General features: G+C 64.4%; 13 protein-coding genes. 12 read left to right on the top strand and 1 reads right to left on the bottom strand.

Annotation, left to right across the window (positions count from 1 at the left end; all coding sequences use genetic code 11):
* The first annotated feature begins 40 nt into the window (after positions 1–40).
* From LH20_RS15150 to fghA, 12 genes are all read left to right on the top strand, one after another.
* Positions 41–1,291, top strand: coding sequence for a putative DNA modification/repair radical SAM protein (locus LH20_RS15150; RefSeq protein WP_053554946.1), 1,251 nt, complete (start codon positions 41–43; stop codon positions 1,289–1,291).
* Positions 1,288–2,712: a UdgX family uracil-DNA binding protein gene (locus tag LH20_RS15145; RefSeq protein WP_053554945.1), complete on the top strand. Its 1,425-nt coding sequence runs from the start codon at positions 1,288–1,290 to the stop codon at positions 2,710–2,712. The genes LH20_RS15150 and LH20_RS15145 overlap by 4 nt, the downstream gene beginning before the upstream one ends.
* On the top strand, positions 2,712–3,725 hold the full coding sequence (locus LH20_RS15140) for a ligase-associated DNA damage response exonuclease (RefSeq protein ID WP_053554944.1): 1,014 nt from the start codon (positions 2,712–2,714) through the stop codon (positions 3,723–3,725). Before LH20_RS15145 ends, LH20_RS15140 begins: the two co-directional genes overlap by 1 nt.
* Positions 3,722–5,305, top strand: a complete 1,584-nt coding sequence (locus LH20_RS15135) for a cisplatin damage response ATP-dependent DNA ligase (RefSeq protein ID WP_053554943.1) — start codon at positions 3,722–3,724, stop codon at positions 5,303–5,305. The genes LH20_RS15140 and LH20_RS15135 overlap by 4 nt, the downstream gene beginning before the upstream one ends.
* 101 nt (positions 5,306–5,406) lie before the next feature.
* Positions 5,407–6,024 carry a superoxide dismutase gene (locus LH20_RS15130; RefSeq protein ID WP_053554942.1) on the top strand — a complete coding sequence of 206 codons (618 nt, stop codon included), beginning with the start codon at positions 5,407–5,409 and terminating at the stop codon, positions 6,022–6,024.
* Between the two features lie 239 nt (positions 6,025–6,263).
* A complete protein-coding gene (locus LH20_RS15125; protein WP_053556304.1) occupies positions 6,264–7,643 on the top strand; it encodes an L-serine ammonia-lyase in 1,380 nt (459 codons plus the stop codon).
* Positions 7,644–7,668: 25 nt separating this feature from the next.
* Complete coding sequence (locus LH20_RS15120; protein WP_053554941.1) at positions 7,669–8,781, top strand: S-(hydroxymethyl)glutathione dehydrogenase/class III alcohol dehydrogenase; 1,113 nt, start codon at positions 7,669–7,671, stop codon at positions 8,779–8,781.
* A 12-nt stretch (positions 8,782–8,793) separates the two neighbouring features.
* Positions 8,794–9,180: a VOC family protein gene (locus LH20_RS15115; protein WP_053554940.1), complete on the top strand. Its 387-nt coding sequence runs from the start codon at positions 8,794–8,796 to the stop codon at positions 9,178–9,180.
* Position 9,181: 1 nt separating this feature from the next.
* The gene (gene purU / locus LH20_RS15110; RefSeq protein ID WP_053554939.1) at positions 9,182–10,054 is read left to right on the top strand and encodes a formyltetrahydrofolate deformylase; all 873 of its coding nucleotides are present in this window, start codon (positions 9,182–9,184) and stop codon (positions 10,052–10,054) included.
* 116 nt (positions 10,055–10,170) lie between these two features.
* Complete coding sequence (locus LH20_RS15105) at positions 10,171–10,551, top strand: VOC family protein (protein ID WP_053554938.1); 381 nt, start codon at positions 10,171–10,173, stop codon at positions 10,549–10,551.
* 26 nt (positions 10,552–10,577) lie between these two features.
* Positions 10,578–11,060, top strand: a complete 483-nt coding sequence (locus LH20_RS15100; RefSeq protein ID WP_442800437.1) for a prolyl-tRNA synthetase associated domain-containing protein — start codon at positions 10,578–10,580, stop codon at positions 11,058–11,060.
* Positions 11,057–11,905, top strand: a complete 849-nt coding sequence (gene fghA, locus LH20_RS15095) for an S-formylglutathione hydrolase (protein WP_053554936.1) — start codon at positions 11,057–11,059, stop codon at positions 11,903–11,905. The genes LH20_RS15100 and fghA overlap by 4 nt, the downstream gene beginning before the upstream one ends.
* 27 nt (positions 11,906–11,932) lie before the next feature.
* Here the strand turns inward: fghA and LH20_RS15090 are convergent, their stop codons facing one another.
* Positions 11,933–12,793 (bottom strand): quinone oxidoreductase family protein, encoded by an 861-nt coding sequence (locus tag LH20_RS15090; protein WP_235526994.1) that lies wholly within the window; start codon positions 12,791–12,793, stop codon positions 11,933–11,935.
* Positions 12,794–12,799: the final 6 nt, after the last annotated feature.

The following is a 12,799-nucleotide window of genomic DNA, read 5'->3' as shown; positions in this document are numbered from 1 at the left end:
TTATTTGTTCGCCATATGTTCCCATGCTATTCATGGGCGCATGTCCGGAAAACCGATTCTCCAAAAGCTGGCCATATTGGCCGACGCCGCAAAATATGACGCCTCCTGCGCCTCGTCGGGCACGGTGAAACGCGATTCGAGCCGAACGAAGGGCATCGGTTCAACCGAAGGCATGGGGATTTGCCATAGTTATGCCCCCGACGGCCGGTGCATTTCGCTGCTCAAGATACTGCTCACCAACTTTTGCATTTACGACTGCCGCTTCTGCATCAATCGCGCTTCGAGCAACGTCGAGCGCGCACGGTTCAGCCCTGCAGAAGTGGTTCGCCTGACGCTCGATTTCTACAAGCGCAACTATATCGAGGGGCTCTTTCTTTCGTCGGGCATCATTCGCTCGGAAGATTATACGATGGAGCAGCTCGTCGAGGTCGCACGCCTGCTGCGCGAGGAGCATCGCTTTCAGGGTTATATTCATCTCAAGACTATCGCGGGTGCCGATCCGGGCCTGGTGGCGCTGGCGGGACTTTATGCCGACCGCCTTTCAACCAACGTCGAACTGCCCACCGAAGACGGGCTGGCGAGCTTTGCTCCCGAGAAGAAGCGCGAGACGATCCGCAAGACGATGGCGTCGGTGCGCGTCGGCGAATCCGAGGCGATCGAAGCGGCAAGAAGCCGGCTCATCGGCAAGGCAAGGCCCCCGCGTTTTGCCCCGGCAGGACAATCGACGCAGATGATCGTTGGCGCCGATGCCGCCCGCGATGATGATATTCTCAAGACCGCGACCAATCTCTATTCAGGATACCAGCTCCGCCGCGTCTATTGTTCGGCGTACAGTCCGATCCCCGACGCAAGCAGCGACCTGCCACCGCTGCGCCCGCCGCTGATGCGCGAGCACCGTCTGTATCAGGCCGACTGGCTGCTGCGTTTCTACGGGTTCGAGCGGACCGAGATCCTGGAGGGCGCCAAGGACGGTATGCTCGACCTTGCGATCGACCCCAAGCTCGCCTGGGCGCTCCAGCGGCGCGAGATATTTCCCGTCGACATCAACCGCGCGCCGCGCGAGCTCTTGCTGCGCGTGCCGGGACTTGGAACACGCGCTGTCGATCGCATTGTCGCGGCCCGGCGGCTGGGGCGGCTCCGGCTGGGCGACCTCGCCCGATTTACTGCATCGGTGAAGAAGCTGCTTCCCTTCATCGTCACTCCCGACTGGCGGCCGGGTTCGCTGACCGACAGCGCCGAACTGCGCGCGCGCTTTGCGCCGCCGGCTGAACAATTGGCACTCGCGCTATGAAAGATGTGCAGCTTGAAAAACCGGGGGACTTTGACGCGTGGCGAAGTGCGGCGCGCCGCTTGCTTGCGGGCGGGGTCGCGCCCGAGGAGGTGGGCTGGCGCGTCGGCTCCGCGGGTGCATCGCTGTTCGGCGAGGGGAGCCTTCCCCGGTCGGGAGCGCCCGTGAACCTGCCGCGCGAGCTGATCGAGGTGGCCGAGCGGGTAATCTGCCACAGGGATGCCGATGTGCCTGCGCGCCTCTACCGGATCATCTGGCGCGCAGCGCACGACAAGCAGTTACTCGCGCGGGGGGCCGACCCCGATATCGATTGGCTGCGCAAGGCCGACAAGGCGATCCGCCGCGATGTCCACAAGATGCATGCCTTCGTGCGTTTCCGCCGCCTCGGCGAGGAGGCGGGGCGTGAGTGTTTCGTGGCATGGTTCGAGCCATCGCACAGGATCATCCCCTTGGCCGCTCCCTTTTTCCAGCGGCGCTTTTTTGGGATGGACTGGGCGATCGTGACGCCCGATGCTCGTGCGATCTGGCGGAATGAGACACTGACCTATGGTCCCGGCGGGAGCAGGGATGAAGTGCCCGACACCGACGTCGTCGAGGAACAATGGCGCACCTATTATGGCGCAATTTTCAATCCGGCGCGGGTAAAGATCGCCGCGATGCGCGCTGAAATGCCCAAGAAATACTGGAAAAATCTGCCCGAGGCTGAGGATATAGCGTCGCTCGTCGCGGGTGCCGAGGCGCGAGCGGAACGCATGCGCGAAGCGGCCGTTTCTTCGGCGAACCCCTTGACCGAGAAATGGCGGACGCGTGTGCCCGAGGATAACGCCCCCGACGATGTATCGACGCTCGAAGGGCTCGCGCGCGCCGTCGACAGATGCAAACGTTGCCCGCTTTATTGCAACGCGACGCAGGGCGTAGCGGGCGAGGGGCCGAAAATGGCGCGCGTCATGCTTGTCGGCGAACAGCCGGGCGACCAGGAAGATTTGCAGGGTCGCCCCTTCGTGGGCCCGGCGGGACAATTGCTGGATACAGCGATCGCCGAAGCGGGGCTCGACCGGCGGCAGCTATTTTTGACCAACGCGGTGAAACATTTCAAATTCATAGCTCGCGGCAAGAGGCGGTTGCACCAGAACCCCAGCGCGGGCGAGATCGACGCGTGCCGCTGGTGGCTCGACAAGGAGCGGGCGCTCGTAAAGCCTGACCTGATCATAACCTTGGGCGCAAGCGCGCTGCGCGGCGTGACTGGCAAGACGGCAAGCATCAAGTCGATGCGCGGCCGGGTGCACCGGCTCGATGGCGGAGGTCAGCTGATCGCGACGATCCACCCCTCCTTCCTGCTGCGCATGCCCGACAAGCGACGCGCAGCGTCCGAGCGCGCAGCTTTTGTCGCCGACCTCGCCCGCGCACGGGATCTAGCTGCCTGATGGCAAGGGCCAAGACATGGCTCGAACCGCATCCCCACGGGCTTTACGTGCGGCCCGCAGACCTGTGGATCGACCCTGCGCGCGCCGTCGAGCGCGCCGCGGTGACGCATGGCCATGCCGACCACGCACGCAGCGGCCATCATGCGGTTTTCGCGACGCCGGAGACGCTTGCGATCATGGCGCTGCGCTACGGCGTCGATATCGCGGCACACCATAATCAGGCCATTGCCTACGGCGAGGGGTTTGAGCGTGGCGGGGTACGCTTCAGTTTTCATCCCGCGGGGCATGTCCTTGGCAGTGCGCAAATCCTGATGGAATATCAAGGCGAGCGGATCGTCGTCACCGGTGACTACAAGCGCCGCGCCGACCCCACCTGCGCGCGATTTGAAATCGTTCCCTGTGATATCTTCATTACCGAGGCGACTTTTGGCCTTCCGGTGTTCCGGCACCCGCCGACCGAAGGCGAAATTGCCAAGCTGCTCGCCGCGGTGCGCGCCGAGCCCGACCGCTGTGTGCTTGTCGGTGCCTATGCGTTCGGCAAGGCGCAGCGGGTGATCGCCGAGCTGCGCGCTGCAGGCTGGCAAGCGCCCATCTTCATTCACGGGGGGCTCGAGCGCATGTGCGCTCTTTATGCCGATCATGGAGTCCATCTCGGCGAACTGCGGCTTGTCAGCGAAAGCGCCAAGGATGCGATGGCAGGTCAGATCGTTCTTGCACCGCCCTCGGCGCTGAACGACCGCTGGTCGCGGCGGCTTCCCGACCCGGTCACCGCCATGGCATCGGGCTGGATGCGTGTGCGCCAGCGCGCACGGCAGCGGATGGTCGAATTGCCGCTTGTCATTTCCGACCATGCCGACTGGGACGAACTCACCGCCACGATCGCCGAGGTGAACCCACAGGAAAGCTGGATCACCCACGGCAGCGAGGAAGGGTTGCTGCGCTGGTGCGAGCTCACCCAGCGCAAGGCGCGGGCGCTCCACTTGATCGGCCGTGATCAGGAGGAAGAGGCGTGAAGCGCTTCGCGGCTCTCATCGACCGGCTTGTCTACACGCGCTCGCGCAACAGCAAGCTGGCGCTGATCGTCGACTATGTCCGGCACACCCCCGATCCCGATCGCGGCTGGGCGCTCGCGGCCTTGACCGACGCGCTGGATTTTCCGGCGGTCAAGGCGGGAACGGTGCGCGCCTTGCTCGGCGCCCGCGTCGACGAGGAATTGTTCCGCCTGTCGCGCCATTTCGTCGGCGATACCGCCGAGACGGCGGCGCTGCTTTGGCCCGAGGCGGCGCTCGGGAAAGAGGCAGAGGAATTGTCCGTCGCGCAGGCAGTCGATGCGCTGTCGCGCGCGACACGAGGTGACGCCCCGGCCATTCTCACCTCGCTGCTCGACCGGCTCGACGGCGACGGCCGCTATGCCCTGCTCAAGCTTGCGCTCGGGGGCATGCGCGTCGGCGTTTCGGCGCGGCTCGCGAAACAGGCCTTTGCGCAGGCCTTTGATGTCTCCATCGACGATGTCGAAGAACTGTGGCACGCGATCCCGCCTCCCTATACGACGCTTTTTGCCTGGGGCGAGGGCAAGGCGCCGCGCCCCGACCTTACCGATGTCGCCTTCTTCCGCCCCTTCATGCTCGCTCATCCGCTCGAGGGCGAGAGCATCGACCTTTCCGATTTCGCGGCCGAATGGAAATGGGACGGAATCCGCGTCCAGCTCGTCCACGGAGGCGGCGAGACGCGTATTTACAGCCGTGGCGGCGAGGAGATCGGCGGGGCTTTTCCCGAACTTCTTGCTGCCTTTGACCAGGACGCGGTGATCGACGGCGAACTGCTTGTTCGCGGCGAGGCGCAGGGCGGGGCCGAGGGTGGCGCGGCAAGCTTCAACGCGCTTCAGCAGCGGCTGGGGCGCAAGACGGTGACAAGAAAGATGCTCGCCGACTATCCCGCCTTCGTGCGCGTCTATGACCTGATTGCGGTCGACGGGGCCGACTTGCGCGCCCTGCCATGGCATGAGCGGCGGCGCCAGCTGGAGGGTTTCGTGCCGCGCCTCGCGGCGAGCCATTTCGACCTCTCGCCCGTGATCGAGGCGGCGCATTTCGAGGAACTTGCGACCTTGCGCGCCGGCGCCCGCGACGCCGCGATCGAGGGGGTGATGCTCAAGCGCCGCGACGCGCCCTATATCGCGGGTCGCCGGGCAGGGCTCTGGTACAAATGGAAGCGCGACCCGCTCGTTGCCGATTGCGTCATGATGTATGCGCAGCGCGGTAACGGGCGCCGTGCAAGCTTCTATTCGGATTATACCTTCGGCTGCTGGACCGATGCGGGCGAATTGTTGCCGGTGGGCAAGGCCTATTCGGGCTTCACCGACGAAGAGCTGAAATGGCTCGACAAATTCGTCCGCGATCACACGATTGGCCGCTTCGGCCCGGTGCGCGAGGTCGAAAAGACGCTGGTACTCGAAGTTGCGTTCGATTCGATTCACGCCTCGAAGCGGCACAAGTCGGGCCTCGCCATGCGCTTTCCGCGCATTTCGCGCATCCGCCGCGACAAGCCAGCCGAAGAGGCCGATCGTATTGCGACATTGCGTGCAATGGCGACGTGATTCTTGAAGGCGGGGAAAGAAAAATTGCCTGCCCAGGGGCTTGCAACTGCCGGAGGAAGGGTCGAATTAGAGGCCATCTGCAAAAGAAAACGGAGACTGTCATGACGATCGCTTTCCCGCCGCTGCCCTACGCCCAGGACGCGCTGGCGCCCCATATTTCGGCCGACACGCTCGCGACGCACCATGGCAAGCATCACAAAACCTATGTCGACAAGGTCAATGCCGCGATCGAGGGCACCGAACTTGCGGACAAGAGCCTTGAGGAAATCATCCACCACGCCGAAGGGTCGGGGAACAAGGGTCTCTTCAACAACAGCGCTCAATCCTGGAATCACGCCTTCTACTGGAATAGCCTGTCGCCCGCGAAGACCGCGCCCTCGGGTGATCTCGCCGCTGCGATCGACCGCGACTTCGGTTCGCTTGATGAACTGAAAAAGAAGCTGAAGGACACCGCGGTCAACCATTTCGCGTCGGGCTGGGCGTGGCTCGTCTCGCGCGACGGCGCGCTGTCGGTCACTGACACCCATGACGCGGGAACCGAGCTGACCGCGGGTATCACCCCGCTCCTCGTCATCGACGTGTGGGAACATGCCTATTATATCGACCGCAAGAATGTCCGCCCCGACTATGTGAATGCGGTCGTCGATGAGCTTCTGAACTGGGATTTCGCGGCCGAGAATCTCGCCCGCGGCGGCAGCTGGACCTATCCGGCCGCCTGAACGTAAAAACGCCTCCCCCTTGCTGGGGGAGGCAGCGAGACGGGCGATCTTGTCGCACGTTTGCGGTGAACGGGGTGCGGTCCGGGGCATTGGCCACGCCCGCACCCTCACCTTTTCCAGCGCTGCTCGGCCGCTATTCTGGAAAGCCTGCCTGGTCCTTTGGCGACCGGTCGGACACGGTGCTCGGGTTCCTCGCGCGCATCTATCTTGCTGATCGCGCTTCGCCTATAGGCGCCGCTATGACGATCAGCCTCTTTGACCTTTTCAAGATTGGCGTCGGCCCTTCAAGCTCGCACACCGTGGGACCGATGGTTGCGGCGCGCCGCTTTGCGATCTGGCTCGAGGAACATGGCTTGCTGGCGAGGACCGCGCATGTCGAGGCCGATCTTTATGGCTCGCTCGCGCTGACCGGAAAGGGCCACGCCGCCGATACCGCTCTGGTCGCGGGGCTCGCAGGCGAAATCCCTGCCTCGACAAGCCTCGCCGCGATCGAGGCGCATTGGGCCCGAGCCGCTGGGGAAGGCGTCCTTGACCTGCTGGGCCGCCACCCCGCCCGCTTCGAGCCTGCGCGCGACCTCCATTTTCAGATGAAGCAGCGCCAGCCCTTCCACAGCAACGCGCTCAGCTTCACGGCGCGCGACGGCGAAGGCGAGATTTTGGTGAGGCGCATGTATTTCTCGGTCGGCGGCGGCTTCGTCGTCGACGAGGATGAGGCCGGCCGAAACAGCCGCGGCGGCGAGAATGAGGTCGAACAACCCTTCGCCTTCACCTCGGGAGCCGATCTCATCGAAATGGGCGCGGCATCGGGCAAGAGCTTTGCCGAGATGATGCTCGCGAACGAACTCGTCTTGCGAAGCCGTGAAGAGGTCAACGCGGGGCTCGACAGCATCGCTGCGGCGATGGACGCTTCGATCGATGCAGGGTGTTCGAGCACCGGCACGCTGCCGGGCGGTCTCAAGGTCAAGCGCCGCGCGCCGCAGATTGCCGCGGACATTCGCGAGCGACAGGAGGCGAACCTTTCCGATCCGATGGCGATGATGGACTGGATCAACCTCTGGGCGATGGCGGTGAATGAGGAGAATGCCGCGGGCGGGCGCGTCGTTACCGCACCGACGAACGGCGCCGCCGGGATCATCCCCGCGGTGATCCGCTATTATCGCCGCAGTTATCGGGGCGACGCTGCCGGTGTGCGTATCTTCCTCCTCACCGCCGGGGCGATCGGCGCTCTCTACAAGCGCAACGCGAGCATCTCGGGCGCCGAGGTGGGCTGCCAGGGCGAAGTGGGAGTCGCCTGCTCGATGGCGGCGGCGGGGCTGACCGCAGCTTTGGGCGGCACCAATGCGCAGATCGAGAATGCGGCTGAAATCGGTATGGAGCACAACCTTGGTCTCACCTGCGATCCGATTGGCGGCCTCGTCCAGATCCCCTGCATCGAACGCAACGCAATGGGCGCAATCAAGGCGATCGACGCGAGCCGCATCGCGATGATCGGCGACGGCACCCACGTCGTCAGCCTCGACACGGTCATCGCGACGATGCTGCAAACCGGCCGCGACATGCGCGACAAATATAAGGAAACGTCAAAGGGAGGGCTTGCGGTCAGCGTCGTGGAGTGCTGATAGCCAGCAAAAAGGAGACCGGCCGATGAAAACCCGTGCTGCTGTTGCGTTTGAAGCGAAAAAGCCCCTCGAAATCGTCGAGCTTGACCTTGAAGGCCCGAAGGCGGGCGAGGTGCTGGTCGAGATCATGGCGACAGGCATTTGCCACACTGACGCCTATACGCTGGACGGGTTCGACAGCGAGGGCATCTTCCCGAGCATATTGGGGCATGAGGGCGCCGGAATCGTGCGCGAGGTCGGCGCGGGCGTGACCAGCGTGAAGCCTGGCGACCATGTGATCCCGCTCTACACCCCCGAATGCCGTCAGTGCAAAAGCTGCCTTTCGGGCAAGACCAACCTTTGCACTGCGATCCGCGCGACGCAGGGCAAGGGACTGATGCCCGATGGTACCTCGCGTTTCAGCTACAAGGGTGAGACCATCTATCACTATATGGGCTGCTCGACCTTCTCCAACTTTACCGTGCTCCCCGAGATTGCGGTCGCCAAGATCCGGGAGGACGCGCCATTTCAGACGAGCTGCTACATCGGCTGCGGCGTCACCACCGGCGTCGGGGCGGTCGTCAACACGGCGAAGGTGCAGGCGGGCGAGAATGTCGTGGTCTTCGGACTCGGCGGCATCGGCCTCAACGTGATCCAGGGCGCCCGGATGGTCGGTGCCGACAAGATCATCGGCATCGACATCAACCCCGACCGCGAGGAATGGGGCCGCAAATTTGGCATGACCCACTTTATCAATTCCAAGGGTCTGTCGCGTGACGAGACGGTCGCCAAGATTCTCGAGGTCACCGACGGCGGAGCCGATTACAGCTTCGATGCGACGGGCAATACCGAGGTGATGCGCACCGCGCTCGAATGCTGTCATCGCGGCTGGGGGGAGAGCATCATCATCGGTGTTGCCGAGGCGGGCAAGGAAATCAGTACCCGCCCGTTCCAGCTCGTGACCGGCCGCGTCTGGAAGGGCACCGCCTTCGGCGGCGCCAAGGGGCGCACCGATGTCCCGAAGATCGTCGACTGGTATATGACTGGCAAGATCGCGATTGACCCGATGATCACCCACGTCCTGACGCTCGAGGAAATCAACAAGGGCTTCGACCTGATGCACGCAGGGGCAAGCATCCGCAGCGTCGTTGTCTATTAAAGGACCAAGGTCATGTTCAGTCACGTGACGCTCGGGTCGAACGACATCGCCGCGAGCAAGGCCTTCTACGACGCAGTGCTCGGAACGCTCGGCGTGCCCGAAGGGCAGATCGACGAGCGCGGGCGCCTCATATACACACACAACGGCGGACGCCTGCTCATCACGAAGCCGGTCAATGGCGAGGCCGCAGCGTGCGGCAACGGGCATACGCTCGGGCTGCTCGCCGCCTCACCCGACATGGTGGAAACGTGGCACGCTGCGGGACTGGCGAACGGCGGCACGACCGCCGAAGATCCACCAGGCATTCGGCACGCAACCGAGGGCCGTATACTCTACCTTGCTTATTTGCGCGACCCGGCGGGCAACAAGCTTTGCGCCTTCCACAAGATGTCCGGCTGATATGCGCAAGGACGCGGCTGCGCGCTACATCCTCACGCTGGCGTGCGAGGACAAGATCGGTATCGTTGCTGCGGTGACGGGGCTGCTCGCCGAGCGCGACGGCTTCATTCTCGACAGCCAGCAATATGCGGATCTCGATTCGGGGCGCTTCTTCATGCGCGTCGAGTTCCGCGGCGCGGGAGCGCGCTTCCCGCAAGGACTGGCGGCCGTGCAGGCGGCTTTCGCGCCGATCATCGCACGCTTTGAAATGGATGCGCGGATCATCGACCGCGCGGCGAAGCCGCGTTTCGTCATCGCGGTGTCGCAGGGGAGCCATTGTCTCAACGACCTGCTGCACCGCTGGTCGACCGGCAATCTCGCGATCGACATCGTCGGCGTCGTGTCGAACCACGACACGCTGCGCCGCCTCACCGAATGGCACGGCGTTCCCTTCCACCATCTACCGGTGAGCGACGCCAACCGCGCCGAACAGGAGGCCGCGATGCTGCGCATCATGGCCGAGGGCGAGGCGGAATATCTGGTGCTCGCCCGCTATATGCAGGTTCTCTCGAGCGACCTTTCCGAACGTCTCGCGGGGCGCTGCATCAACATTCACCACAGCTTCCTTCCCGGATTCAAGGGCGCCAAACCCTATCACCGCGCGCACGAACGCGGGGTGAAGCTGATCGGCGCGACCGCCCATTTCGTCACCGGTGATCTCGACGAGGGCCCGATCATCGAGCAGGCGGTCGAACGCGTCGACCATCGCCAGTCGGTCGACGACCTCATTCGCACCGGCCGCGATATCGAAGCGCAGGTGCTGGCACGCGCGGTGCGCTGGGTCGCAGAGCAGCGGGTGCTGATCGACGGACGCAAGACGGTCGTCTTCCGCTAGCGGCCGCGAGGCGCCGATTCTTCAAATTCGGTGAACGCCAGGCGCAATGGCGGCTGGTCCTGACCGGCGGGGCGGGGTAGGTAGCTAATCGCAACCAAAAAAGGAGGAGCGACACCATGTACAGCCACAATATGGTCGGATCGAACGATCTCGACGCGTCGAAGAAATTCTACGACGCGACCTTTCAGGCTATCGGCGGCAAGCCCGGCATCATCGACGACAAGGGGCGCATTATCTACATCCACAACGGCGGACTGTTTCTGGTGACCAAGCCGATCGATGGTCAGGCGGCGACCGCGGGCAACGGTTGCACCATCGGCTTTGCGATGGCGAATCCCGAACAGGCGGATGCCTGGCACCGCGCGGGAGTCGAGGCTGGCGGCACTGCGATCGAAGACCCGCCGGGGCTGCGCGAAGGCAGCGGCATGAAGATGTATCTCGCCTATCTTCGCGATCCCTCGGGCAACAAGCTCTGCGCGCTCCACCGGATGGGCTGAAAATCATGCGCGGCGAAGCGGGCCTGATGGCCGACCTTGATAGGCTTGCCATTCCCTTCGCCGCGCACGAGCATGTCGCCGTGTTCACTGTCGCCGAAAGCGACGCGGTGAACGCTGCGATTCCGGGGGCCCACACCAAAAATCTGTTTCTGAAGGACGCGGGCGGCGCTTTCTGGCTCGTCACAGTGCCAGCCGAGGCGCGCGTCGATCTGAAAGCGCTTCCCGCCGCGATCGGCTGCAAGCGCGTGAGCTTCGGCAAGGCCGAGGACATGCAGCGCCTGCTCGGGATCACACCGGGCTCGGTGACCCCGCTCGCAGCGATCAACGCCCCGCCGGGCAGCATCAGGGTGGTGCTCGACGCAGGACTTGCGGCCCGGGACCGCGTCAATGTCCACCCGCTGCGCAACACCGGAACATTGGGACTGTCGGGAGGCGCCATACTGGACCTCCTTCGTCATTGGGGTCATGATCCCCTGACCGCTCCCATCCCGACGCAGGATACTTCATGACACTCGAAACCGTTTCGACCAACCGCAGCCACGGCGGCACGCAGGGCGTCTACCGGCACCAAAGCGATACGACGGGCACCGCCATGACCTTCGCGATGTTTGTCCCCGACCATGAAGCGGGAGCCAAGCTGCCCGTCCTCTGGTATCTCTCGGGCCTCACCTGCACCCATGCCAATGTGATGGAAAAGGGCGAGTATCGCGCCGCCTGCGCCGAACATGGCGTGATCTTTGTCGCGCCCGATACCAGCCCGCGCGGCGAAGGAGTTCCCGACGACCCCGACGGCGCCTGGGACTTCGGCCTCGGCGCCGGCTTCTACGTCGATGCGACCGAAGAACCGTGGGCGCAGCATTACCGGATGCGCTCCTATGTCGAGGATGAGCTGCCCTCGCTGATATTGCGCGAATGTCCCGCCGCCGACCTTGCCCGGCAGGGAATAACCGGCCACTCGATGGGCGGACATGGCGCTCTGACCGTCGCGCTGCGCACGCCAGACCGTTTTCGTTCGGTCTCGGCCTTTGCGCCGATCGCCGCGCCGACGCAGTGCCCGTGGGGCGAAAAGGCGCTGTCAGCCTATCTCGGCGAGGACCGCGAGGCATGGGGCGCTTATGATGCCTGCGCGCTGATCGAAGCGGGCGCGCGGCTCCCCGACCTGCTTGTCGATCAGGGCGCGGCCGATAATTTTCTCGGCGAACAGCTCAAGACCGAGCTGCTGGCCGAGGCATGCGAGCGCGCGGGCCAGAAAGCGACCATCCGCATGCAGCCGGGCTATGACCACAGCTATTATTTCATCTCGACCTTCATGGCCGAGCATATCGCCTGGCATGCTGAACGGTTGAGGGGCTAACGCCCCCTTTGCGCTGGCAAAAAGGGGCTATCCCACGTCCGGAATCAGGAGCGTCGAACCCGTCGTGCGGCCCGCTTCGAGATCGGCATGGGCGCGCGCCGCGTCCTCAAGGCCATAGCGCTGCCCGATGGTCACCTTGATCTTGCCGTCGCCGATCATCTCGAACACGCGCGCCGCGCCCGCGGCGCGCTCGCCCGGATCGAGATAATAGTCGAACAGCGTCGGCCGGGTGACGAACTGCGACCCGTGCCGCGCGAGAATGCCAAGATCGACGCCCCGCACGGGCCCGCCGGCATTGCCGTAGCTGACGATCAGGCCCCGCCGCGCGGTAGCCTTGAGTGACACCTCCCACGTCGCCATGCCAATGCCGTCGAAGGCCACCGGCACGCCCTGCCCGTCGGTGATCTCGCGGACATGTGCAGCGACATCCTCGCTCTTGTAGCGGATGACATGATCGGCGCCTGCCTCGCGCGCTGCCTGCTCCTTGGCCTCGGTGCTGACCGTGCCGATCACGGTCGCGCCGATGGCCTTGAGCCACTGGACAAGGATGAGACCGACCCCGCCTGCCGCGGCATGAACGAGCACGGGCCAGCCCGCCTCGACCCGCGCGCAGCGCTCGACAAGCGCCTCGACGGTGCAGGCTTTGAGTACCGACGCGGCAGCGGTCTCCTCGTCGATGCTCGCCGGCAGCTTGAAGAGCGACGCGGCAGGAACAATCCGCGCGCTGGCATAGGCGTCGCGCTGCGGTCCGAAGGTTGCGACGCGGTCGCCGGGCTGGAGGGCGTGGACGCCTTCACCGACCGCGATCACCTCGCCCGCCGCCTCGAGGCCGAGCCCCCCGGGCAGTTCAACAGGATAAGTGCCGTCGCGGTGATAGATGCAGGGCAATCGCTT

The sequence above is a fragment of the Sphingopyxis sp. 113P3 genome, assembly GCF_001278035.1.
Taxonomy (GTDB): domain Bacteria; phylum Pseudomonadota; class Alphaproteobacteria; order Sphingomonadales; family Sphingomonadaceae; genus Sphingopyxis.
This window is presented reverse-complemented; position numbering and strand designations above follow the sequence as displayed.

Coding starts and splice junctions, on each gene's coding strand:
- LH20_RS15140 (WP_053554944.1), top strand. CDS start 2,712: ATGGCAAGGGCCAAGACATGGCTCGAACCGCATCCCCACGGGCTTTAC.
- LH20_RS15100 (WP_442800437.1), top strand. CDS start 10,578: ATGGCCGACCTTGATAGGCTTGCCATTCCCTTCGCCGCGCACGAGCAT.
- LH20_RS15105 (WP_053554938.1), top strand. CDS start 10,171: ATGTACAGCCACAATATGGTCGGATCGAACGATCTCGACGCGTCGAAG.
- LH20_RS15125 (WP_053556304.1), top strand. CDS start 6,264: ATGACGATCAGCCTCTTTGACCTTTTCAAGATTGGCGTCGGCCCTTCA.
- LH20_RS15150 (WP_053554946.1), top strand. CDS start 41: ATGTCCGGAAAACCGATTCTCCAAAAGCTGGCCATATTGGCCGACGCC.
- LH20_RS15115 (WP_053554940.1), top strand. CDS start 8,794: ATGTTCAGTCACGTGACGCTCGGGTCGAACGACATCGCCGCGAGCAAG.
- LH20_RS15145 (WP_053554945.1), top strand. CDS start 1,288: ATGAAAGATGTGCAGCTTGAAAAACCGGGGGACTTTGACGCGTGGCGA.
- fghA (WP_053554936.1), top strand. CDS start 11,057: ATGACACTCGAAACCGTTTCGACCAACCGCAGCCACGGCGGCACGCAG.
- LH20_RS15120 (WP_053554941.1), top strand. CDS start 7,669: ATGAAAACCCGTGCTGCTGTTGCGTTTGAAGCGAAAAAGCCCCTCGAA.
- purU (WP_053554939.1), top strand. CDS start 9,182: ATGCGCAAGGACGCGGCTGCGCGCTACATCCTCACGCTGGCGTGCGAG.
- LH20_RS15130 (WP_053554942.1), top strand. CDS start 5,407: ATGACGATCGCTTTCCCGCCGCTGCCCTACGCCCAGGACGCGCTGGCG.